Origin of the sequence: Agarivorans sp. JK6 (assembly GCF_045277145.1) — a bacterium.
In the GTDB taxonomy this organism is placed as follows: Bacteria; Pseudomonadota; Gammaproteobacteria; order Enterobacterales; family Celerinatantimonadaceae; genus Agarivorans; species Agarivorans albus.
The window spans coordinates 32,501-54,121 of the sequence record NZ_CP113525.1; the positions used below are offsets into that span (position 1 = coordinate 32,501).

General features: G+C 46.3%; 22 protein-coding genes and 3 rRNA genes (1 of these 25 running past the window's edge). 14 read left to right on the forward strand and 11 right to left on the reverse strand.

Translation table 11 applies throughout. The features are described from left to right. From OV592_RS00135 to pssA, 4 genes are all read left to right on the forward strand, one after another. Positions 1-1,615 (forward strand): 23S ribosomal RNA (locus OV592_RS00135) (it extends 1,273 nt beyond the left edge of the window). A 111-nt stretch (positions 1,616-1,726) separates the two neighbouring features. Further along, positions 1,727-1,842 (forward strand): 5S ribosomal RNA (gene rrf, locus OV592_RS00140). Between the two features lie 100 nt (positions 1,843-1,942). Continuing rightward, a 5S ribosomal RNA gene (rrf, locus tag OV592_RS00145) occupies positions 1,943-2,058 on the forward strand. Positions 2,059-2,101: 43 nt separating this feature from the next. Next, positions 2,102-3,574, forward strand: coding sequence for a CDP-diacylglycerol--serine O-phosphatidyltransferase (gene pssA / locus OV592_RS00150; protein WP_406609988.1), 1,473 nt, complete (start codon positions 2,102-2,104; stop codon positions 3,572-3,574). A 58-nt stretch (positions 3,575-3,632) separates the two neighbouring features. Here the strand turns inward: pssA and OV592_RS00155 are convergent, their stop codons facing one another. Next, a complete protein-coding gene (locus OV592_RS00155) occupies positions 3,633-5,123 on the reverse strand; it encodes a CoA-acylating methylmalonate-semialdehyde dehydrogenase (RefSeq protein WP_406609989.1) in 1,491 nt (496 codons plus the stop codon). Between the two features lie 18 nt (positions 5,124-5,141). Next, positions 5,142-6,485, reverse strand: coding sequence for an aspartate aminotransferase family protein (locus tag OV592_RS00160; protein ID WP_406609990.1), 1,344 nt, complete (start codon positions 6,483-6,485; stop codon positions 5,142-5,144). A 103-nt stretch (positions 6,486-6,588) separates the two neighbouring features. On the opposite strand from OV592_RS00160, the gene OV592_RS00165 reads away from it, so the two are divergent. Beyond that, positions 6,589-7,506 (forward strand): LysR family transcriptional regulator, encoded by a 918-nt coding sequence (locus OV592_RS00165; protein WP_338622957.1) that lies wholly within the window; start codon positions 6,589-6,591, stop codon positions 7,504-7,506. Here OV592_RS00165 and OV592_RS00170 read toward each other — a convergent pair. Beyond that, on the reverse strand, positions 7,498-8,151 hold the full coding sequence (locus OV592_RS00170) for an alpha/beta hydrolase (RefSeq protein ID WP_406609991.1): 654 nt from the start codon (positions 8,149-8,151) through the stop codon (positions 7,498-7,500). The genes OV592_RS00165 and OV592_RS00170 overlap by 9 nt on opposite strands. A 92-nt stretch (positions 8,152-8,243) precedes the next feature. Here OV592_RS00170 and OV592_RS00175 point away from each other — a divergent pair, with 92 nt between their 5' ends. Together OV592_RS00175 and OV592_RS00180 are read left to right on the forward strand one after the other, a co-directional pair. Further along, positions 8,244-8,645 carry an SMI1/KNR4 family protein gene (locus OV592_RS00175; protein ID WP_406609992.1) on the forward strand — a complete coding sequence of 134 codons (402 nt, stop codon included), beginning with the start codon at positions 8,244-8,246 and terminating at the stop codon, positions 8,643-8,645. Between the two features lie 6 nt (positions 8,646-8,651). Next, positions 8,652-8,966: an MGMT family protein gene (locus OV592_RS00180; RefSeq protein WP_016403852.1), complete on the forward strand. Its 315-nt coding sequence runs from the start codon at positions 8,652-8,654 to the stop codon at positions 8,964-8,966. A gap of 21 nt (positions 8,967-8,987) precedes the next feature. Here the strand turns inward: OV592_RS00180 and OV592_RS00185 are convergent, their stop codons facing one another. Together OV592_RS00185 and OV592_RS00190 are read right to left on the reverse strand one after the other, a co-directional pair. Continuing rightward, on the reverse strand, positions 8,988-9,308 hold the full coding sequence (locus OV592_RS00185) for a ribbon-helix-helix domain-containing protein (RefSeq protein WP_152784009.1): 321 nt from the start codon (positions 9,306-9,308) through the stop codon (positions 8,988-8,990). Then, positions 9,268-9,966: an AAA family ATPase gene (locus tag OV592_RS00190; RefSeq protein WP_016403850.1), complete on the reverse strand. Its 699-nt coding sequence runs from the start codon at positions 9,964-9,966 to the stop codon at positions 9,268-9,270. The genes OV592_RS00185 and OV592_RS00190 overlap by 41 nt, the downstream gene beginning before the upstream one ends. 327 nt (positions 9,967-10,293) lie before the next feature. Between OV592_RS00190 and OV592_RS00195 the strand changes: the two genes are divergently transcribed. Next, entirely contained in the window at positions 10,294-11,163 is an 870-nt protein-coding gene (locus tag OV592_RS00195) for a Tim44 domain-containing protein (RefSeq protein WP_406609993.1), read from the forward strand. Further along, positions 11,163-11,495, forward strand: coding sequence for a GIY-YIG nuclease family protein (locus tag OV592_RS00200; protein WP_406609994.1), 333 nt, complete (start codon positions 11,163-11,165; stop codon positions 11,493-11,495). Before OV592_RS00195 ends, OV592_RS00200 begins: the two co-directional genes overlap by 1 nt. A gap of 36 nt (positions 11,496-11,531) precedes the next feature. On the opposite strand, the gene OV592_RS00205 is transcribed toward OV592_RS00200, so the two are convergent. Continuing rightward, positions 11,532-12,302 (reverse strand): substrate-binding periplasmic protein, encoded by a 771-nt coding sequence (locus OV592_RS00205; RefSeq protein WP_406609995.1) that lies wholly within the window; start codon positions 12,300-12,302, stop codon positions 11,532-11,534. A 212-nt stretch (positions 12,303-12,514) separates the two neighbouring features. Next, positions 12,515-13,420, reverse strand: a complete 906-nt coding sequence (locus OV592_RS00210; protein ID WP_406609996.1) for a DMT family transporter — start codon at positions 13,418-13,420, stop codon at positions 12,515-12,517. A gap of 112 nt (positions 13,421-13,532) precedes the next feature. Between OV592_RS00210 and OV592_RS00215 the strand changes: the two genes are divergently transcribed. Then, entirely contained in the window at positions 13,533-14,441 is a 909-nt protein-coding gene (locus OV592_RS00215) for a LysR substrate-binding domain-containing protein (protein WP_016403844.1), read from the forward strand. On the opposite strand, the gene OV592_RS00220 is transcribed toward OV592_RS00215, so the two are convergent. Next, positions 14,422-15,057 carry a TetR family transcriptional regulator gene (locus OV592_RS00220; protein WP_406609997.1) on the reverse strand — a complete coding sequence of 212 codons (636 nt, stop codon included), beginning with the start codon at positions 15,055-15,057 and terminating at the stop codon, positions 14,422-14,424. The genes OV592_RS00215 and OV592_RS00220 overlap by 20 nt on opposite strands. Before the next feature lie 278 nt (positions 15,058-15,335). Between OV592_RS00220 and OV592_RS00225 the strand changes: the two genes are divergently transcribed. The 4 genes from OV592_RS00225 (at position 15,336) to OV592_RS00240 (ending at position 18,327) form a co-directional block, all read left to right on the forward strand. After that, entirely contained in the window at positions 15,336-15,866 is a 531-nt protein-coding gene (locus OV592_RS00225; protein WP_406609998.1) for a hypothetical protein, read from the forward strand. After that, positions 15,859-17,442: a GMC family oxidoreductase N-terminal domain-containing protein gene (locus tag OV592_RS00230; RefSeq protein ID WP_406609999.1), complete on the forward strand. Its 1,584-nt coding sequence runs from the start codon at positions 15,859-15,861 to the stop codon at positions 17,440-17,442. Before OV592_RS00225 ends, OV592_RS00230 begins: the two co-directional genes overlap by 8 nt. 78 nt (positions 17,443-17,520) lie before the next feature. Further along, on the forward strand, positions 17,521-17,940 hold the full coding sequence (locus tag OV592_RS00235) for a secondary thiamine-phosphate synthase enzyme YjbQ (RefSeq protein WP_016403840.1): 420 nt from the start codon (positions 17,521-17,523) through the stop codon (positions 17,938-17,940). A gap of 75 nt (positions 17,941-18,015) precedes the next feature. After that, positions 18,016-18,327 (forward strand): DUF3301 domain-containing protein, encoded by a 312-nt coding sequence (locus OV592_RS00240; protein ID WP_152783992.1) that lies wholly within the window; start codon positions 18,016-18,018, stop codon positions 18,325-18,327. A gap of 11 nt (positions 18,328-18,338) precedes the next feature. Here OV592_RS00240 and OV592_RS00245 read toward each other — a convergent pair whose 3' ends face one another. From OV592_RS00245 to OV592_RS00255, 3 genes are all read right to left on the reverse strand, one after another. After that, positions 18,339-19,697 (reverse strand): MATE family efflux transporter, encoded by a 1,359-nt coding sequence (locus tag OV592_RS00245; RefSeq protein WP_406610000.1) that lies wholly within the window; start codon positions 19,695-19,697, stop codon positions 18,339-18,341. 108 nt (positions 19,698-19,805) lie between these two features. Next, positions 19,806-20,519, reverse strand: coding sequence for a sulfite exporter TauE/SafE family protein (locus OV592_RS00250; protein ID WP_406610001.1), 714 nt, complete (start codon positions 20,517-20,519; stop codon positions 19,806-19,808). Positions 20,520-20,582: 63 nt separating this feature from the next. Then, on the reverse strand, positions 20,583-21,602 hold the full coding sequence (locus OV592_RS00255) for a Gfo/Idh/MocA family oxidoreductase (RefSeq protein WP_406610002.1): 1,020 nt from the start codon (positions 21,600-21,602) through the stop codon (positions 20,583-20,585). Positions 21,603-21,621 lie beyond the last annotated feature (19 nt).

Consider the following 21,621-nt stretch of genomic DNA (forward strand, 5'->3'; position numbering starts at 1 on the left):
CCCCTCGCCGAAAGACCAAGGTTTCCTGTCCAATGTTAATCAGGGCAGGGTGAGTCGGCCCCTAAGGCGAGACTGAAAAGTGTAGTCGATGGGAAACAGGTTAATATTCCTGTACTTCGTATAATTGCGATGGGAGGACGGAGAAGGCTAGGCCAGCGTGGCGATGGTTGTCCACGTGAAAGGCAGTAGGCGGTAAACTTAGGCAAATCCGGGTTTACATTACGCTGAGAGTTGATGACGAGTGTCTACGGACACGAAGTGGTTGATGCCCTGCTTCCAGGAAAAGTCTCTAAGCTTCAGATTATACGAAACCGTACCCCAAACCGACACAGGTGGTTGGGTAGAGAATACCAAGGCGCTTGAGAGAACTCGGGTGAAGGAACTAGGCAAAATGGTACCGTAACTTCGGGAGAAGGTACGCTCTTGATGGTGATGGGACTTGCTCCCTAAGCTGCTGAGAGTCGCAGATACCAGTTGGCTGCAACTGTTTATTAAAAACACAGCACTGTGCTAAATCGAAAGATGACGTATACGGTGTGACGCCTGCCCGGTGCCGGAAGGTTAATTGATGTGGTTAGCGCAAGCGAAGCTATTGATCGAAGCCCCGGTAAACGGCGGCCGTAACTATAACGGTCCTAAGGTAGCGAAATTCCTTGTCGGGTAAGTTCCGACCTGCACGAATGGCGTAATGATGGCCAAGCTGTCTCCACCCGAGACTCAGTGAAATTGAAATTGCCGTGAAGATGCGGTGTACCCGCGGCTAGACGGAAAGACCCCGTGAACCTTTACTACAGCTTGACACTGAACATTGACCCTACATGTGTAGGATAGGTGGGAGGCTTTGAAGCGTTGTCGCCAGATGACGTGGAGCCGACCTTGAAATACCACCCTTGTAGTGTTGATGTTCTAACGTTGGTCCCTTATCGGGATTGCGGACAGTGTCTGGTGGGTAGTTTGACTGGGGCGGTCTCCTCCCAAAGAGTAACGGAGGAGCACGAAGGTTGGCTAAGTATGGTCGGACATCATACGGTTAGTGCAATGGCATAAGCCAGCTTAACTGCGAGACAGACACGTCGAGCAGGTACGAAAGTAGGTCATAGTGATCCGGTGGTTCTGTATGGAAGGGCCATCGCTCAACGGATAAAAGGTACTCCGGGGATAACAGGCTGATACCGCCCAAGAGTTCATATCGACGGCGGTGTTTGGCACCTCGATGTCGGCTCATCACATCCTGGGGCTGAAGTCGGTCCCAAGGGTATGGCTGTTCGCCATTTAAAGTGGTACGCGAGCTGGGTTTAGAACGTCGTGAGACAGTTCGGTCCCTATCTGCCGTGGGCGTTTGAGAATTGAGGGGAGCTGCTCCTAGTACGAGAGGACCGGAGTGGACGAACCGCTGGTGTTTGGGTTGTTATGCCAATAGCATTGCCCAGTAGCTACGTTCGGAACTGATAACCGCTGAAAGCATCTAAGCGGGAAGCAGGCCTCGAGATTAATTCTCACTAGGACTTTAAGTCCTCTGAAGGGCCGTTGGAGACTACAACGTTGATAGGCAAGGTGTGTAAGTGCTGTGAGGCATTGAGCTAACTTGTACTAATTACCCGTGAGGCTTAACCATACAACACCTAAAGGGTGTTGCTTATAGATACTTTATTTTAGAAACCATGAATACTTGTTAGTGCTCATGAGGTATTTCAGCTTTTTCGAATGTTAAAGACAACAGTTTTTGCCTGGTGGCAATAGCGTTGTGGACCCACCTGACTCCATGCCGAACTCAGAAGTGAAACGCAACTGCGCCGATGATAGTGTGGGGCTTCCCCATGTGAAAGTAGGTCACCGCCAGGCTCTCATACTAAGCCCTCGTCTGACGACGAGGGCTTTTTACTCTAGCTAAGGAAATTTTGGCCTAGCCAACTAGCTTGAGTGAACAATGCAAAAGTTTTTGCCTAGTGGCAATAGCGTTGTGGACCCACCTGACCCCATGCCGAACTCAGAAGTGAAACGCAACTGCGCCGATGATAGTGTGGGGCTTCCCCATGTGAAAGTAGGTCACTGCTAGGCTCCAAATAGTTAAGGGCTTCCCAATGGGAAGCCCTTTTTCTTTGTGCGCCATAGTTGTGTGGAGCTAGCAGCAATTTTACGCTTTGTTGATAGCTTTCTTAGTGACCAAGCTGATCCTTTGTTACAATTAGCCAAGCATAGTGCTAGTAATCAAGAATCTATATTAATGACTCCACGTTTTTCTCGTAACGCATCGTTACAGTCTCTACCCAAAATTGCGCAAGATCCACTGCAGTTTAAAACCTTGCTGAGTGCTGAAGAGTATCGCCTTGCCTTGCTAGAGCAGATAGCTGATGCTAAGTCTCGGATTTATATCGTTGCACTTTATCTTGAAGATGATCAAGCTGGCCGCAGCATTATGGAAGGCCTGTATGCTGCTAAACAGCGTAACCCAGAGCTAGAAGTTGTTGTTTTAGTTGATTGGCATCGTGCTCAACGTGGTTTGATTGGCGACGCACAAGCCGAGGGTAACGCTGCGATGTACCGCGAGTATGAACAACGTTACCCAGGCCTTATTACCTTCTACGGTGTGCCTGTGAGTAATCGCGAATTGTTTGGCGTACTGCATTTAAAAGGTAGCATTATTGATGATACAGTGGTGTATAGCGGTGCCAGTATTAACAATATCTATTTAGCGCAGCAACAGCGCTACCGCTTTGATCGTTACCACTTGATTGATAATGCTCGCCTGGCTAATACGATGGTTGACTATGTAGAGCAGTACTTAGTGAATAGCGAAGCGGTGTCTAGTTTATCTACCAATGAGCCGGTGACTACTCGTTCGCTAAAGCCTGCTATTCGTCGTTTACGCTTGTCATTGCAACGTGAGCAATACAGTTACTATCCTCAGCAATGTGAGGAATCTGAAGTTGGTATCACACCTTTATTGGGTTTGGGGCGTCGCCAAAATTTACTCAATAAAACCATTCGCCAGCTGATCATTAAAGCCAGCCACCAAATAACCTTGTGTACGCCTTATTTTAATCCTCCGGGTAGTTTGTCTAGGGAAATTAGCAAAGCCTTAAAAAATGGTGTGAAAGTAAAGCTGATTGTTGGCGATAAAACCGCAAGTGACTTTTACAGCAAGCCAGATGAAAACTTTAAAGTTATCCATGCGCTACCTTATTTGTACGAGCTGAATTTGTCTAAGTTTGTTAAACGCCAGCTAAAATACATAAACAGTGGTTTGTTAAGTATTCATTTGTGGTCGCATCAAGATAATAGCTTTCATGTAAAAGGTTTGTGGGTTGATGAGCGCTATAGCTTATTAACCGGTAATAACTTGAATCCACGCGCTTGGAACTTGGACTTAGAGAATGGCTTATTAATTGATGATCCGAAAGGATTGTTGAGTGAGCAAAAGCAGGTCGAGCTGAATAACATATTGGCTCACACAAAGTTAGTGCATTGTGTCGCAGATTTAGACAGCCTAGCTAATTACCCCTTGCCAGTGAAGCGCTTGCTAAAACGAATAAACAGAGTGCGCGCTGACCGTTTGTTAAAACAAATCTTATAGGTAGCTGTCTACCTGCTTAGCCCAGCCTTAAGCTGGGCTACTAAGACAAATAAGCCCTTTAGCTAGGGAACGAGAAATTTACCCCTTCGCGTACCGACGCTGATGGCCAACGCTGGGTAATGGTTTTACGTTTAGTATAAAAGCGCACAGCATCTGGGCCGTAGGCGTGTAAATCACCAAACAAAGAACGCTTCCAACCACCAAAACTATGATAAGAAACCGGCACAGGCAGAGGGATGTTGATACCTACCATTCCAACCTGAATGTTGTCTGAGAAGTAACGCGCTGCCTCTCCATCACGGGTATATAGGCAAGTACCATTACCAAATTGGTGCTTGTTAATCAGTTGCATACCTTGTTCCATGCTATCCACTCGAACCACACACAACACCGGTCCAAAAATTTCCTCTTGATAGGCTTTCATCGTTTCGGTGACATGGTCGATTAGGGTTCCTCCAACGTAGAAGCCATCAGGGTAGCCCGCTACTTGAGTATTTCGACCATCTACAACAACGGTGGCACCATCTTCTTCAGCACTACTAATGTACATTTCAACTTTGTCTCGCTGTTCGGCACTAATTAGTGGTCCAAAGTCGTTTTCTTTATCTGAGTAGGCACCAACCTTTAGGTTCTGCATTTGCTGAGTTAAACCATCTACCAGCTTGTCGGCAATTTCGTCACCTACGGCAACCGCAACCGATAAGGCCATACAACGTTCACCCGAGGAGCCAAAAGCTGCGCCAAGTAGAGAGTTTACTGCGTTATCTAAATCGGCATCAGGCATGATGATGGCGTGATTTTTTGCCCCACCTAAAGCTTGGCAACGCTTACCATTGGCGGTAGCGGTGCTGTAAATGTACTCAGCGATCGGGGTAGAACCTACAAAGCTCACCGCTGCAACACGTGGGTCGGTAAGTAAGGTATCTACGGCTTCTTTATCGCCATTCACTACATTAAATACACCTGCTGGTAATCCTGCTTGATGAAGTAGTTCGGCAATTAGCATTGTCGCCGACGGATCTCGCTCAGAGGGTTTTAATACAAAGCTATTGCCGCACATAAGTGCCATAGGGAACATCCACATAGGCACCATTACAGGGAAATTGAATGGGGTTATCCCAGCTACTACTCCCAAGGCTTGGAATTCACTCCATGAGTCTATGCCTGGGCCAACGTTACGCGAATGTTCACCTTTAAGTACCTCGGGTGCAGCACAGGCGTATTCAACATTTTCAATGCCCCGGGTAAGCTCGCCCATAGCGTCATGGACGATTTTTCCGTGCTGTTGGCCTACCAGTTCACAAATGCGCTCGGCATTCTCTTCCAACAAGGTTTTGTAGCGAAACATAATTTGGGCACGTTTTGCCACTGGCGTATCTCGCCAAGCGGGAAAAGCTTGTTGAGCGACGCTAATGGCTTGCTCAACCGTGGTTTTGTCAGCCAAGGCAACTTGGCTAGCGACTTGACCGGTAGAAGGGTTATACACATCTTGTGAGCGCGTGTACTCGTTGTGGCTTTCGCCATTAATTAAATGACCGATGATAGACATAAAGCTTTCCTTATAGGCTTAGGCTTGGCCTGATAGTTGATTAATGGAGTCGCCTAAGGCATTAAATAGGCTGTCGATTTCTGCTGCGCTTACGTTAAACGGAGGCGCTATTTGTATGGTGTCGGCGCCATAGCGCACGTAGTATCCTTTTTGCCACATTTGTTGGGCCACCAAAAACGGATTAAGTGCCGGCTCACCGGGTGCATGAACAAGGCTTAGGCCTGCGGCTAAGCCCATGTTTCTTACATCGCTTACTAAATCCAACTGTCCCAGCTGATGCGCAGCATGTTCAAGTATTGGGCTCATTTCCCTTACTTGCTCAAACATGTGTTCTTTTTCCAATAAGTCCAAAGAGGCAAGTGCTGCGGCACAAGCAATAGGGTGAGCTGAGTAGGTATAGCCGTGGGGCAGCTCTAACATATAGTTTGGACCACCTTCGTCCATAAAGGTGTCGTAAATTTCTTGCTTGCAGGCCACTGCTCCCATAGGAACTACCCCATTGGTGAGCTGCTTGGCCATGTTAATGATGTCTGGTGTAACGCCGCAGGCCTCTGCTCCGGTTTTGTAACCTAAGCGGCCAAAAGCACAAATCACTTCATCGAAAATCAGTAAGATTTGGTGTTGGTCGCAAATCTCACGCAAACGTTTTAAGTAGCCAACCGGTGGTGGAATTACCCCAGCACTGCCGGCCATAGGTTCAACAATCACTGCCGCTATATTGGAAGCATCATGCATGGCGATTAAGTCAATTAAGTCATTGGCGAGTTCAGCGCCTTGGCTTGGTTGGCCTTTAGTAAAGGCATTTTCTGGCAACACCGTATGGCGCATATGGGCGCTATCTACACCGGCACCAAATATGGCGCGATTTGGGCCTATGCCGCCCACTGATATGCCGCCAAAGTTTACCCCGTGATAGCCTTTGCCGCGGCCAATCAACTTGGTTTTACTGGCAAGGCCTTTTTTACGCCAATAAGCGCGAGCGATTTTTAGTGAGGTATCGGCAGATTCAGAGCCAGAACCAGTGAAAAATACCCGGTTTAAGCCTTCAGGCATAAACTCGGTAATTCGCTCTGCCAGTTGAAATGATTTTGGGTGGCCAAACTGAAACGCTGGAGAGTAATCAAGCTGGCTGGCTTGCTGGGCAATGGCATCAACTATTTCTTGGCGGCCATGGCCCAAGCCGCAGGTCCACAGGCCTGATAAGCCATCAAATATTTTGCGACCGTCGGCATCAAAGTAGTATTTGCCCTTGGCTTGGCAAATCATTCGTGGATCTTGTTTGAATTGGCGATTTCCCGTATATGCCATCCAGTGGCTATTAAGTTGATTTTGGGTAATTCCCATGTCTTGCAATGTGGCCATTTGCTTCTCCTTGCAAAGCTAGATGCTGTGTTTAGCCTAATGCTGGTTTTAAGTTACATAAATATGTATCTTTGAATCTAAAGTTTCATAAGGATGAAACATAATGCAGAAGATCTTAGGCCAACTTAGTGATATTGATTTACGCCTACTCAAAGTTTTTAGGGTCGTGGTGGAATGTGGAGGCATTTCGGCAGCCGAAGTCGAACTCAATATTGGTCGCTCGACCATTAGCCGACACGTTAAGGATTTGGAGATCCGCCTTGGGGTAACCTTATGCCAGCGGGGGCGAGCTGGGTTTGTGTTGAGTGCCGAAGGACAACATATCTATCAATCAAGCTTACGTTTGATGGGCGCCTTAGATGAGTTCCGCGCAGACGTTCAAGGCTTACACAAAGAGATGACCGGTAACCTAGCCATTGCCTTGTTCGATAAAACCGTCACCAACCAAGAAGCTAAAATCTCCCAAGCATTGCAGCTATTCGATCAACGAGCACCCAAGGTTAGTTTAGATTTATACGTAGAAACCTTATCGGTGATCGAAAGTGGAGTGATAGAAGGGCGTTATCATGTTGGTGTGGTGCCGGGGCCGCGTCAATCTGCCAGTTTGGCCTATCAGTGGTTATTTGATGAAAAAATGTCTCTGTATTGTGGCTATCACCACCCCTTGTTTAAACGCAGTGATATTACGATTAGCGAGCAAGAGATTGTTAGCCAAAAGTATGCTGGCCTTGGCCACAACTCACCTAATATGGATACTTCTCAGCAAAAAGGTTTTAAGCGACATGCCACCGCTTATGACCAAGAAGCAGTCGCAACTTTATTGTTGTCGGGCAGTTATTTGGCTTATTTGCCCGACCATTATGCACGTAGTTTTGTGGAGCAAGGGCTGATTAGAGCCATTGGTGGTGAGGTGTTTAGTTATGACTGTCCGTTTTTAGCGGTAAATCGTATATCACCCAAACCCTCACGGATATTGGCTTGTTTCCTAGAGTGCTTAAAGCAAGCCCATCACTTAGTTTAAACGGGCGCCTATCCAGGCTTTAATCGCCTTTATTTGGCTCGGCGACACACTGTGCGCCATATCAAATAGGCTAAATTCCACTTGGTAGCCTAAAGCTGATAGTTGCTGATAGGCTTGCTCACCTAAGCTTGGGGCAACCACATCATCTTGTCGGCCATGCTGGATGAGGATCGGTGTATTAGCTTGGAAGTGCTGTTTAGGCAGGCTTTCATTAACTAAGTAAGTAGACATACACAACACACCACCTAAGGCATGCTCTAGGTTTAAAGCACAGTGATATGCCACCGCACCGCCTTGAGAGAAACCGGCCAAAATAATGTTTTTACTGGGGATGCCTTGAGCAAGTTGTTGCTCAATTAGCTGGCTAATCTCTTGGCTTACTTGTTCTAAGTGCTGTTGATTAATTTTTCGCTGCGGTGAAAACGCCAGTATGTCGTACCAAGCGGGCATAAAGTAGCCAGCGTTAACGGTAACGGCGCGCTCGGGCGCTGCTGGAAAGATAAAGCGCACTGCTGCTTCATCGGGCAGCTTTAGTTGCTTAGCTAAAGGGACAAAATCTTCTGGTCCTGCGCCTAAGCCATGTAGCCAAATAATACAATGGCGAGCAGCTTGCTCGGGTTCTACAGTTATAGCGTGAAGTGGCATGGATATTCCTTTGCTGATTGAGAGTCTTCTAGGTAAGCTGTGCACCAGTTTTAGCAACAGGCATTGTATGCCAATGCCGCGGAGAGACAAGCATGCAAGAATTAATCGATGAAATTAGAGCTGCCGATCAGTCTGGCGCCTATCCTAGTGAGCTACCAACAGAAGCGCAATTAGTTGAAGTTGAAGAACTTATCTTAATTCCCATGCCTAGTGATCTGCGTGCTTTCCAACTTACCGTGAGTAATGTTATCTGTGGTAGCTTAGAGCCTGTAACCATTAGCGACCCTTACTTACATACTTATTTGCCAGAGGTAGCGGCTACCGCATGGAGCTTAGGTTTACCGCGTGAGTTTATTCCTATTTGCCAAAATGGTGACAACTTCTACTTCATTAGCCAAGAAGGTGAAATTGGCTACTGGCAAGGCCAAGAAGATCTAGTACCAGAGTGGGATACCATCTGGGATTGGGCTAGCGAAGTATGGATGCGAAGCTAAACAAGCATGGATCAACAAGACTACCTCGCTAAGTTTTGGTTGGTGATTGGGCATATTCCAGAAGGGAAGGTGGCCACTTATGGCGGGGTTGCCGAAATGGCTGGTTATCCTCGAATGGCGCGTGCAGTAGGGCGTTGCTTAAAAACCTTACCCGAAGACTCCAATTTACCATGGCATAGAGTGATTAATGCTAAAGGCATGATTTCCTTCCCAGAAGGCTCTCCGCAATATCAATGTCAGCGCCAACGTCTTGAGGATGAAGGGATTATTTTTCGCAATAACAAAGTGCCTCTCACCCAGCACCTTTGGCTGGGTGATTAAGTTACTTTAAGTAGCTTAAGGCTATTTGGGCTTTAATATAGCCTGTTGTTTGGGCTCTTCTAAACCTGCTAAGTGATGAGTTAAAGCTCGCACCAAGTAAGACTTAGACAAACCGGTTTTTTGCTTTATTTGATCTAACTCGGCAATTACCGCTTGGTTTAAGCTAAACGTGGCATTTTTTGCTGGCTGCTTAGATGCATTGCGCCTAGCTTGTATCGGCAAGTGCACCACATTTTCGCAGCCACGAGCATACAGCTCGGCTTGCGCAATAAAGCTATCTACATCGCAAAACTGTTTCGGTTTAGAAGCCCGAGGCTTTTTCTTGAGATCGTGCAATGCCATGATCTGCCGCTCCTTGCTCACATACTATAAATTCTTCAGCAATATTGCGGATTTCTTGGGCTGCTTTTCCTTCCGGCTCAAGCTCCAACACTGTGTAGCCACGCTCTTCGCTATCATCATAGATATTGCGATTAAAGGTGATGGCGTCTAGAACATTTAAACCGTAGGTTCTGCATACCTCTTTGGCCTCTTCAATACGCTTGTATTGGCTTGGCAACGATGGACATTGGGTGAGTACAACTGCTTCTTTTAAATGAAAGTTTACCGCTTTACAGGTATTAACTAACTCTTCTAAATGGGGCAGGGTTTTTATATCACGCCGCTTAGGGCGTAGTGGAACTATGGCGTGGGTGGCAACTGCCATACTCGAGCGTAGGGCTTTGCTATCTTGCCCTCCGCAATCTACTACCACAAAGTCGAAGCGATTTTGTAGGCTAAGTAAGTCGTTGCGAATGTTGCCGTACAGTTGCACGCAGTTAATAGTTGGAAGGTCTTCTTGCTCGTTACGTGCTTGCACCCAATCGGAGCTAGTACGTTGTGGATCGCAATCAACCAAGAGAATTTCGGTATTGAAGCGTTGTTTCAAATACACCGCCAAGTTTTGGGCCAGACAGCTTTTTCCACTGCCCCCCTTTTCACCGCCAACGAGAAGTATCATGGCTAAGTCCTTTTTGTTTTGGTCTTTTGTAAGTGTCTATGTCGGCAGAATTATTGTTTTTTAGCCGACTCCCCCAGCTTAGGCGAAAAAATAATCAAAGCAATAACCCTAATTGTTTTGAGTGTTTGCAAAGGGGTTTAAGTTATTGAATTTAATGTATATTAGTGGCTGTTGAACAAGCTGAATCTAGCTGTAACAAAAGTTTTACATCAATACTAAAGTCGTAGTGCTTCAGCTTGCTTAGTCCTTGAGATAGTTTTCACTTGAACCTCGCTGCAAGCTAGTTACACTGCTTATCGCTGAATTACTCCTTAGAAGGCGGAGCGCATGTTAAAAAAATTGATGAGTGTTATGGCGTTGGTGATGGCGGTATTGATTATTACCCCCGACGCAGAGGCCAAACGCTTTGGTGGTGGTAAGTCTTGGGGTAAAAGCCAACCTACCTTTAAAAAACAACCAAGCCAAACTAATCAACAGGCTAATCAGCAGCAAAACCAAAACAATGGTACTGCCGCAAATACTGGCCGTCGCTCAGGGATGATGGGTGGATTACTAGGCGGCTTATTAGCCGGCGGTTTGTTTGCTGCTTTGCTTGGCGGTGGAGCCTTTGAAGGCCTGCAGATGATGGATATTTTGTTGTTTGCTTTAATTGCCTTTGTGGCGGTGCGTTTCTTACGTGGCCTCAACCAACAAAAGGCAGCGGCAATGAATCACCAACCCGCGCAGGCTTATCAAGGCCCTCAGGCAGAGCAACAGTGGCAACAAGGTGGTTTTGCTAGTGCTAGTCAACTTGCTAGCGGAGGCAAAGACGACGTGCCGTTTAATCCGCCAGCAGGTTTTGACGCGAATGCCTTTTTAGAAGGCGCTCGTGGTCACTTTGATACTCTGCAGCGCGCTTGGAACGACAACAAGCTAGAAGTGATGCAAGAATACTTGAGCATTGAACTTTATAACGCCCTAGCTGAAGAGCGTCGCTCATACGGTTCTGAAGAAATAAATAGTAGTGTTGTATTTATTGATGCCGAACTAGTTCGTGCTGATCACTCAATGTTAAATGCCGAAGTAAGCGTTAAGTTCACCGGTAAAACACGTGATGAGGTTAGCGGCCAAGAAAGCGATGTTGCCGAAGTGTGGCACTTAGAGCGCAAACTCGATCAAGCTAATTCACCTTGGTTGATTGTGGGCATAGAAGCGTAATGTCTGGTGATGACTCACTAGTAGTTAAACAAGCTGCTAGTGAGTGGTTTTTGTATATTATTAGAACCAAACAACAGCATTTGTATACTGGCGTGACTACCGATGTAGCGCGCCGTTTTGCCGAGCACCAACAAGGTGGTGTTAAAGGTGCCAAAGCCCTACGAGGAAAAGGCCCACTACAGTTGGTGTATCAACAGTGTTTGGCCTCTAAGCAGCAGGCCATGCGCTTAGAGTATGCCATTAAACAATTGCCAAAAGCCGCTAAAGAACGCTTAGTGCAGGGAGAAATAGATTGGCAAAGCGTATTGCCAGAATCAAGCTCCAAAGCTTAAGGTACTAAGAGTTAACTTAAGCTCTAAACATCAATGTTATTGCCAGTCGCTAAGTCCATAGCGTTGTAAAATTTTGGCTAACTCTCCGCTGTTTCTTAAACCTTGTATGCCTTCGCTTAAACGATGAGCTAAAGCCGGGCTTTGTGGGTTAGCCGGAGAAAACGCAATGTACACTGGCTCGGTACTAAAGCTTGTGGCGAAGCGAATGTCGTTATTATCTCCCCGTTGGTGGATGTAATAATTCACTACACTTTTATCTTCGACGTAGCCATCAATTTTGCGTTCTATCAGTAGCTTATGCATACGCTCCAGCGCCTGTTCACTGCGAACAACCACCAAATTACGTCGATGTTGATGAGCACTAATATAGGCGTCAAGTTCATCGTTGTAGTCATAATCAGCAATCACCGCTATCGTCAGGTCTTCCAGTGAAGGAACGCCTTGATACTGCCAATTGCTATCGCTACGCATCACTAGCACTTGCTGCGCTTTACCAATGGCCAGCTTAGGGTAAATAAAGCCTTCGGCTTCGCCGGCGAGTGCGCCTACCACCGCTTGATAAACGCCTTTTTCAGTATGACGCAGCGCGCGTGACCAGGGCATTTCAACCAAGCTTACTTGATAATCGGGCGCAAAAACCTGCTGTGCAATCTCGATGATGTAACCCGGTGAGCGACTGCTTGCTTGGCAGTTAAAAGGGCACCAGCGATCTGCGGCCAAACGCAGAGGCTCCGCTTGGCTAGCTGCGCTCGGCAAGCTAAGTACCAGCAACAGTAAGGTGGCTAAGGTGTTTTTGTAGGCTAACAAGGCGAGCTTAAATCAAGGGTGACGATAGTAAGCATTGCATAATCTCAATACAGCTAGTTAATGCAGTGTATTATGCTGATTTATTGATGGATTGTACTGATTTACCTAAGGCACCTTAGCGGTTAATTCTATAGTGCTGTTTAGCTAAGTTGACAGTAAAAGCTTTTCTTCGAGATTTAAAGCTGCTTAGGCACAAGCTTGCTGCCCTAAGCTTATAGGCCAGTGTCTGAAGCAGAACGCTTTAAGCGCTTCTGGCTTAACTGCTTTTTCCATAGGGCAAGCTGCTTTGGTAAGGGGCTTTGCAATACCAAAGGTACCACAATTAGAGCCGCGCCAAGCCAGGTTAACCAATCTGGCATTTCACTAAAAAATAGCCAGCCAAAGATTGCTGCACCAATCAATCCGGTGTATTCGGCGCTAGCAATGCTGTTGGCGTTAGCCGACTTATAAGCAATGACGGAACCAGCGTGCAAAAACAAAATGAATAAGCTACTTCCGCCGGCAAGGTATAGCAGTGACCAATTAAAGCCGTGCAAGTGTGGCCAAGCCAGAGTTAGCGTGGCCGGAACAACCATTAGGTTGGTCCAAAATAAGCTAGTGACTACCGATTCTTGTTTGGGAATGTACTTTACCGTTAGGTTGCTTAAGGCAAGTGTCAGCGCCGTGCCTAAAGCTGCGATAGCTCCCCAGTTAAATTCGGTGGGGCGAATAATTACCAGCACACCGATAAAGCCAATGAATGCGGCAGCCACTTGAGTTCGGTTTACTGGGCTTTTGTGTAACCACATGCCTAGTGGCAACATCATAATGGGTGCGGCGTAAAATAAGGCATTAGCGGTGGCTAGCGGCAGCGCTATTAAGGCTACCACCATGCAGCCAGAGCCCGCTAACCATAAATGCCCACGAACTACATGCACTAAGGGTTTTGCTGGCAGTTTTTGTTTGGTGAGCAAAAATAAAGGCAATAACAATAATAGCGTGCTGAGTTGGCGATATAGCAGTATTTCAAATACTGAGGCTTGTTCTCCGGCTACTTTCATCAGTGCGTCAGACAGCACTGCGATCTGATTAGCTACCACTAAAATGAGGATAGCAATAAAGGTTGAGTTGTTACGCATAGCTGCCTCCCGTTAATTAATGGCTAATAGGTGAAGCAGCAGTGTAGAAGCTTGTTAAACATTAAAAAAATGATAATAATTAAAAATACATGAAAAAATTTAATGTATTTGCATGCGAACTCTACCTCCACTTAATGCCTTAATTGCCTTTGAGGCTGTAGCGCGAAATCAAAGTGTCGCCAAAGCAGGCGAAGAATTAGGCATTAGCCAGAGCGCGGTAAGCCACCGCTTGCGCTTGCTTGAAGAGTATTTAGCCGAGCCTTTGCTGATTAAAGTTGGCCGCCAACTACAACTAAGTGAGGCTGGGCGCAGCTACTTTAGCGAAGTAGAGCGTATTTTAAATGAATTAAGCCACATTACTCGGCAAGTAAAAGGTGAGGGGGTTGCGCAACTTAGGCTTACTGCTTACAGCTCATTTGCCTTAAAACGTTTGATACCGTTGCTTCCAAGCTTTAGGGCACGTAATCCAGAAATTGATTTACGCTTGCAAATGATTACCGAGGAGCCGGTTTTGTCTAGCGCTACTGGTGACTTGTTCATTTGTTTTGCCGATTCAGCTCCTGGTTATGTGAGCCACTTATTACACAAAGAACGATTGGTGGCAGTGTGTTCGCCGAGCTTTTATCAAGAAATCGACCAAAATAACTGGCGGCAAGAACTCCCACAATTTCCTTTGTTGTCTTGTGACTTAGATGAAGATGCTCAGCAACCAGGCGGGGATTGGGCGGTGTGGTCTAAGGGTTTGGGGATATCGCTGCCAAGCAATCAAGGCTTCCATAGTTTTAGCCACCAAGTACTCGCCTTAGAAGCCGCTGCAACTGGCCAAGGCATTGCGCTAGTGAGCGATTTTATGGTGGAAAAAGACATTCGCGAGGGTAGTTTAGTCGATCTACCGGTTTCTTCGGTATATACCGGTTACGACTTCTACCTTTGCTATAAACAAGCTCGCAGCCGCGACCAAGGCTTGCGCGCAGTGGCCGATTGGCTGATAGAAACAGCGGCTAGTCCGCTAGAAGTTTAACTAACAGTAAACTTAAGCTGTCGACAAAGTCTAAACGTAAAATTTCAAACTCATCGTTTTGCATCACTTGCTGCATGGTCGACGAAGGGTGGCTGGTATGCCAACAACCAATAACCGCTTGATAAAGAAACATCACTTTAGTGAGGGCTTGTTGTTGGCTTAGCTGAGGCGACCAATGTAAAAACAATTTGGCTAGTTGTTCGGCCATGGTTTTGAGCTCTCGTTTAAAGCTGATGGCTTGTTCAATGTTCTCTTGTTTTTCTAATACCGTATGCAAAATGGCCGAGAGGTAACAAAAGGTAGGCTGAGCGGCAATGGTCTCGGCTAATACTCTAGGTTTTAGATTTTGCTGAGACAAACGCTCTAGCCCTTGTAATAGCTGTTTAGCCTCTTCTAAGTAAAGTGCCATAAACAAGCTTTCTTTGTTGGCAAAGTAACGATACAAAGCCGGCTTTGATAGCTCTAGTTGTTCGGCTAGTTGGCTAAGTACTACCTGTTCGTAGCCATGTTCGCCTAAGGCTAATTTAGCAGTGCTGAGTATCTGTTGGCGGCGTAATTGCTTTTGTTCAGGGCTGATGGCGCGTTTTTTAATAGCTGTATTCACAATGGTATTCATTAAGCTCTTGATAGGTAAACCTTAGTCACTAATTGCGCTAAAAGCTATTTAGCAATTGCTTAGCTCTTGGCAAATCTCTTATGGGAGAGAGCAGGTTTACTGTAGCGTTCTATTATTAAGTGATAATACCGCCAAGCTTGGCGGTAAAGAAACCTAAGTTTTGCGAGCTTTGATCCAAACTTTAAATAAGTTACTCATGGAAACTTGTGTTTAGAGGTGGTGAGGTCTATATAAGTTACCAGTGGTATCTTAATTTAAGTCTTAGGGCAGGGAGCCAAGTGAAACTCAGTCGCCGTTCATTGTTAAAATACAGTATTGCTACTGCTGCGCTAGCTAGCGGAGGAGCTTGGCTGGTGAGCTCTGCTTCCATAGATTTTAAACCTATGCCAAGGCTCACTTTAAAGCCGCAATACCAACAGGTGTTTTGGTACTTAATTCCTGCTTTCTTAGAAGGTGCTGTGGCTAGCGACGATGTAGCGCGAAAGCAACAAGTGCTGGCCAATATCGATCAAGCGTTCAGCATTCTAGAACCCCACACTCAAGCTGAGTTAAATCAACTACTAGAGATACTAGCCTCTCGTGGAGGTTGGTTATTGCTAAGTGCTGGTGCAGCCCAACTTAGTGAGTTATCGATAGCGCAGCGCTTGTTGTTGTTACAGCAATGGCAGCAGCACTATCTACAACTATTACGACAAGCCTATCAAGGCTTACATGAACTGATTACTGCCGCTTGGTACGGTGATCCAACAGCGTGGCCAGAATTAACTTATCACCTGCCAGTGCAGGCTAGGGGCTTAGTGAATGATTAAAGATATTATTGCTGAGGGCTTAGCATCGGGCTGGCAACATATTGATGGAGCCAGCCAACAAGGTGAGCAAGAGCTAGATTGTGACGTACTAATTGTTGGCAGTGGTGCCGGTGGTGGGATCAGTGCGCAAGTGCTTAGCCAGGCAGGGCTTAAAGTGATGGTCGTGGATGAGGGGCCACTCAAAAGCAGTCAAGACTTTAATATGCAAGAGCGCAGCGCTTACCCCGACTTATACCAAGAATCGGCTGCACGAAAAACCAAAGATAAAGCCATAAGCATTTTCCAAGGGCGTTGTGTGGGCGGCTCAACCACGGTGAATTGGACCACCTCTTTGCGTACTCCAGAGCCCACGTTGCAGCATTGGCAACAGCGCTGGGGTTTTAAGCAGGTAAATTCGCAAAGCCTTGCGTCTTACTTTGTTAAGGCTGAACAAATGTTGGACATTAGTCCTTGGCTGCAAACAAATCAAAACAATGCTTTATTGGCGAAAGGCTGCGAGGCTTTAGCGTGGTCTTATCAAGCGATACCTCGCAATGTAAAACAGTGTTGGGACTTAGGTTACTGTGGCATGGGTTGTCCAACCAACGCTAAGCAGTCGATGTTAGTAACAACAATTCCAGCTGCGCTTAATGCTGGTGCCACTTTGTTAAGTCGATTTCGAGTGCAAACTTTGCATTTTGATAAAGGTGCTATCACCGGTGCGCAATTACAGGCTTTAAATACTTCGCAGCGCTTACATGGCGCGAGTATTAAGATTAAAGCGCGCCAGGTCGTGTTGTCGGCAGGTGCTATTGGTAGCCCTGCTGTGCTGTTACGCTCCAAGGTTCCAGATCCTTATCAGCTAGTGGGTAAACGAACCTTTTTGCACCCAAGTGTGATGAGTGGGGCGGTGTTTGAGCAAGCGGTTAATAGTCATCAAGGCGCGCCGCAATCGGTGTATTCTGATTACTTTGTATGGCGAGAAGGCAGTGAAGGAGAGTGTGGTTACAAACTGGAAGTACCGCCGGTACATCCTATTCTTTTGGCCACTAAAATTAGCGGCTTTGGTCAGTTTCATAGTGACATGATGCAGCAGATTAACCATCTGCAAGTCACCATTGCCCTGCTGCGCGACGGCTTTAATGAGCAAAGTATTGGCGGACAGGTGCAGCTTCGCGATGATGGAAGTCCTGTATTGGATTACCCTATCAGTGATTTTGTGTGGCGCGGAGCGCGTCGGGCGTTATTGAGCATGGCTGAGTTGCAGTTTGCTGCAGGTGCTAAACAAGTATTTCCCTTGCATGAACAAAGCAAGCTAGTGAGCTCATGGCCGCAGGCCAAAGCTATGATTGAGCAATTGCCAATGCAGGCCTTGGCTACGCGTTTAGCCTCGGCACATGTGATGGGAGGCTGTGCCATGGGAGGCGATGAACAAACATCCTTAGTAGATGAAGAGGGTAATTATCGCTGGCTGGATGGCTTAAGTGTGATTGATGGCTCGGTGTTTCCTACAAGTTTAGGTGCTAATCCGCAACTCAGTATTTATGCTATGGCTTTAAGAAATGCCGAATTGCTGGCAAAACGCCTACAAGCTTAGGCTTTGCTTAAGCAAAGCGTTTACAAACCAAGCTAGCCACTGCTAGTCTTAAACAAAGATTAAAAAAGGCCTAGCTTCATGTGGTTACAACGTTTGGTAAGGTTAAAGGCGCGACCGCGCGGCTTTCATCTAATTACCGAAGAATTGATTTTGCAGTTACCTGAACTGCAAGATTTTAAAGTGGGCTTGTGCCACCTGTTATTGCAGCATACCAGTGCCAGCTTAAGCTTGAATGAAAATGCAGACCCCAGTGTTCGAGCCGATTTAGACGCTCATCTAAACAAAATGGTACCGGAAAATGCCCCCTATTTTGAGCACACCTACGAAGGCGCCGACGACATGCCTGCTCATATTAAAAGCAGCATGCTAGGCGCCGAATTAACTCTGCCGATTAACCGAGGTGAGTTGGCATTGGGAATATGGCAGGGCATTTACCTTGGTGAGCATCGCAATCAAGGTGGTAATCGGCAAATTATCGCCACCATCTCTGGTGAATAGTCGTTGTATAGCTTTACTTGTTATTCACAATACTGTCCCAATATCTTAAGCAAAGCCTTTATCTAAGTTGGCGCCATGGATCTGTTAGCTATATTTCTGCTCACCTTTATTGTGATGTTCTTTTGGCGTCGCCGAAAAGACGCTGAGCGTGCTCAACACTTAATCAAACAAAAATGTAAGACGCTAGAGCTACAGCTACTTGAAGTAAATTTTAAGCAAGAAAAACCGCAGAAAATGGCAGGCTACTGGCGCTGGTGTCGTTACTACCAATTTGAATTTTCTTCCACTGGCGACAGCCGTTACCAAGGTCAATTGATTATGGCTGGCAGCCAATACAAATTTGAGTTGCCCGTTTACCGAGTGGGTGATGATTTGTATGAGGGGTAGGCTAAGCGCTGCTAATCGTACATCAGCGTTTCTGCTTTATTGCTATCAAACTCTTTCAAAGATTTACGTGCTAGCTGCCTAAAAGGTAGGGCTTTTACTATTTCTTCAAAGGGCTGAATAGCAAAGGCCCAAAAGATTGATACCTCAAAATAAAGAATCAGCAGTGCGCACAATGGAATTGAGATTAGCCATTGCCCGATAAAGTTGATCTTAAACACGCTGGTGGTTTTACCTAAAGCGCGTAAGGCATGTCCATGTACGGTATTGTAACCCCGCACTATTGGCAAAAAGATATACAAAGGTGCGATGAGACTAAGCGCTTGATAGGTTTCCGCATCTAAATCGGGGTAGATATTTGGCAGCATAAAACTAAGCCCGGCAAATAACAGCGCACAAATCACCGATATTGCTACAGAAACATCAATACTTTTGTTCACATTTGCGCTTAAGTCATCGAGCTTTCTTGAACCAATGGCTTGGCTAATACTAATCGCAGAAGAGTGTGCCCAAGCGGCAATAAACTGGGTGCCGGCCCTAAGCCAAGGCATCACCAAAGTAATGGCCACGTAAGCGTTAATGTTGAGCTGGGAGTACAGCAGCTGATAAACACTAATGCCAATTTGCAGGATGGTAACGTTCACCGCTACCGGGAAGATTTCTTTACTATGAAGTCGAATGCTATTAAACAAGGCTGGCATCGACTGATTTAAACTTAGCTGTAGGCTTTGATCGGCTTTTAAACATAAACTTAAATAGCTCATGCGGATAACGATAACTATTAAGCTACCCAAGGCTGCGCCCTCTACTCCCATGCCCGAAAACTTACCCCAGCCATGAATGAGTAAGTAAGATAGCAAGGCGTTGATTGGCATTTCGATGAGGTAGCCTTGCAGCGGAATTTTGCTTTTTCCTTGGCTGTTGAGCAGGGCGATCATCACTTGGGTAACGGCGGTAAATAGCACCAAGTATTTAGAAATGGCTAAGTAGCTAATAATTTGTTGCTGTAGCGCGATGTCATCGGCGAGTGCGCCAACAATGGCTTGGTCACCAAGGTGCAATACTAACCAAAAGATTATCGCTACAGTCACGTTGATCGCTAAACCAGACCAAAAACCTTTGGCAATGGCTTGCTTATTGCCCGAACCTATTGCTCGACTAAGTACTAATTGTGAGCCGTTGGCCAAGGCCATTTGAATGCCCATGATAAAGGCCACTAGGGTCGCTGCTATACCCATAGCAGCTAGAGGGATCTCGCCCAGCGGAGACACTAATAAGGTGTCTACCATCAACATTGACTGCATTAATAGGCCGTTTAAGGCGAGCGGCCAAGCTAAGGCGATATTCTTTTTAAGGTAGGATTGGCTCGGCACAACAGTCTCTAGTTATAGCAATCAATTTAGGATAATCAGTAGTATATGTGGTTTTGTATTACAAATTAAGTTGGTAGATCAAATTCTGTTGAAATAAGCAGCGTTTTACTAAGACATTAAAAAATAACTTAGCATGGCACTACCACCAGAAATGGCACATAAACTTAAAGAGAATGTGCGAATCCATTGCTGTGGAAAGCGTTTGCCGTAGCGTCGGCCCAGAAAAGCCCCTAACAACGCAGCAGGAATTAAAGGCAGAGTCGCAGATAAATGCGTTAACGACATAAATCCTACCGACGTTTGCACGATGAGCGACATAAAGCAGCTAGCAACAAAAAAAGCCGACAGATTTGCTCGTAAATAGCTGGCTTGCTGATGTTGTAATAGCAAGGCCATTGGTGGTCCGCCAATTGAGCTGCTCGTTCCCATAAAACCAGAAATAAATCCGGCTATTGCCATGCGCCTAGGTGTGGGAGCGATACGAATAGGAAACAAGCTAATGGCTACGGCGATAATTACCGACAAACCTAACCAAAAAGACAAACTTGCTAGATCGGCCCACAGTAATAAAAGTCCGCCCGCAACAGAGCCAGGGATGCGGCCGATAATCGCCGCTTTTAAGCCGCCAAATGAAATGCTGTGTCGGTATTCAATGGCACTTAAGCTTGCCACTACCAGTGCAACCACAACCATGGGGCCTGGTACATAAACAGGGGAGAGTTGGAACAATAACGGCGCAGCAATTACCGCTAGGCCAAACCCTATGGTGTATTGCACAAATGCACCGCTTAACACCAGTAAACAGGCTAACAGTGTAATCACTTTGCCACCTCACTCACCCAAGCCTTGGCTAAGCAAAGTGGGTCGTTGATAAAAGCTATTCGCCTAGTTAAGCGAACATATCGTTTGTTGCTGGTGGCTAAGAGTAGCTAGTTCGATTAAGGCAATTACTTCGCTGGCTTGCTGAGCACTTACAGCAAGCGGTTCACCCTTAGTCACTGCATTTACAAAGTTATCATAAAAAGCCAAATAATTACCTTTAATTAATGACTTATGTAACAAGGCTTGGCCTGCTAAGTGAATTTCGCTGCGATTATTGTCTTGGCCAAATATCGCTGCATTAGCCGACAAGCCAGCTGCAAGTTGCTGCTCTTGTGGATCCATGCCCCATTTAGCGTAGGAGCCTTTACTACCATGTAGCTGAAAGCGAGGGCCCGGCTCAACCATTAAGGAATTACAGCTAAGCTGTACTTTTTTGTCCGGATAAATCAGCTGTAGGTCAAAGCTGTCAGGTGTTACAGCCCCGTCACGCTGAGTATCCAGATGAGCCCATAGTTTGTCTGGCTTACCAAATAAGCTAAGTACTTGGTCGATAAGGTGAGCGCCCAAATCGTAGAGCACTCCACCACCTTGAGGGTCGAGCTCTTTCCAGCGTTGTTTCACTACCGGGCGATAGCGGTGAAAATGGGCGGAATAACTATGAATACGACCAAGGCTTTGGTTAGCAAGCAACTGAGAGATAGTTAAAAAGTCACTGTCCCAGCGGCGATTATGAAACACGCTTAAACACTTACCGGTTTGGTCTGCAATTTGTTGCAGTTGCAGACATTGTTCGCTGGTTATGGCTAAGGGTTTTTCAACGATTACATGTTTGCCGGCTAGCATGGCTTGTTCGGCTTGCTCTGCATGCAGCGAGTTTGGGCTGGCGATAACGACAATATCAATGTTGGGGTGATTGATCAGTGTATCGCTGTCCAAACATAATGCCTCGGGGTAAGCATCGGCAATCTCTTGCTTGCGAGAGCTTGCTATGGCAAATACATTCAGCTGCTGATGGGCGCTAATCAATGGGCCGTGAAATACTCGACCAGATAAACCAAATCCAATAATACCAACGTTTAACATGCGTGCTCCTATAATGGGC

Excerpts from the sequence above, each read along its gene's own strand:
- OV592_RS00155 (WP_406609989.1), bottom strand. The coding sequence starts at position 5,123 with ATGTCTATCATCGGTCATTTAATTAATGGCGAAAGCCACAACGAGTAC.
- OV592_RS00160 (WP_406609990.1), bottom strand. The coding sequence starts at position 6,485 with ATGGCCACATTGCAAGACATGGGAATTACCCAAAATCAACTTAATAGC.
- OV592_RS00165 (WP_338622957.1), top strand. The coding sequence starts at position 6,589 with ATGCAGAAGATCTTAGGCCAACTTAGTGATATTGATTTACGCCTACTC.
- OV592_RS00170 (WP_406609991.1), bottom strand. The coding sequence starts at position 8,151 with ATGCCACTTCACGCTATAACTGTAGAACCCGAGCAAGCTGCTCGCCAT.
- OV592_RS00175 (WP_406609992.1), top strand. The coding sequence starts at position 8,244 with ATGCAAGAATTAATCGATGAAATTAGAGCTGCCGATCAGTCTGGCGCC.
- OV592_RS00180 (WP_016403852.1), top strand. The coding sequence starts at position 8,652 with ATGGATCAACAAGACTACCTCGCTAAGTTTTGGTTGGTGATTGGGCAT.
- OV592_RS00185 (WP_152784009.1), bottom strand. The coding sequence starts at position 9,308 with ATGGCATTGCACGATCTCAAGAAAAAGCCTCGGGCTTCTAAACCGAAA.
- OV592_RS00190 (WP_016403850.1), bottom strand. The coding sequence starts at position 9,966 with ATGATACTTCTCGTTGGCGGTGAAAAGGGGGGCAGTGGAAAAAGCTGT.
- OV592_RS00195 (WP_406609993.1), top strand. The coding sequence starts at position 10,294 with ATGTTAAAAAAATTGATGAGTGTTATGGCGTTGGTGATGGCGGTATTG.
- OV592_RS00200 (WP_406609994.1), top strand. The coding sequence starts at position 11,163 with ATGTCTGGTGATGACTCACTAGTAGTTAAACAAGCTGCTAGTGAGTGG.
- OV592_RS00210 (WP_406609996.1), bottom strand. The coding sequence starts at position 13,420 with ATGCGTAACAACTCAACCTTTATTGCTATCCTCATTTTAGTGGTAGCT.
- OV592_RS00215 (WP_016403844.1), top strand. The coding sequence starts at position 13,533 with ATGCGAACTCTACCTCCACTTAATGCCTTAATTGCCTTTGAGGCTGTA.
- OV592_RS00220 (WP_406609997.1), bottom strand. The coding sequence starts at position 15,057 with ATGAATACCATTGTGAATACAGCTATTAAAAAACGCGCCATCAGCCCT.
- OV592_RS00230 (WP_406609999.1), top strand. The coding sequence starts at position 15,859 with ATGATTAAAGATATTATTGCTGAGGGCTTAGCATCGGGCTGGCAACAT.
- OV592_RS00235 (WP_016403840.1), top strand. The coding sequence starts at position 17,521 with ATGTGGTTACAACGTTTGGTAAGGTTAAAGGCGCGACCGCGCGGCTTT.
- OV592_RS00240 (WP_152783992.1), top strand. The coding sequence starts at position 18,016 with ATGGATCTGTTAGCTATATTTCTGCTCACCTTTATTGTGATGTTCTTT.
- OV592_RS00255 (WP_406610002.1), bottom strand. The coding sequence starts at position 21,602 with ATGTTAAACGTTGGTATTATTGGATTTGGTTTATCTGGTCGAGTATTT.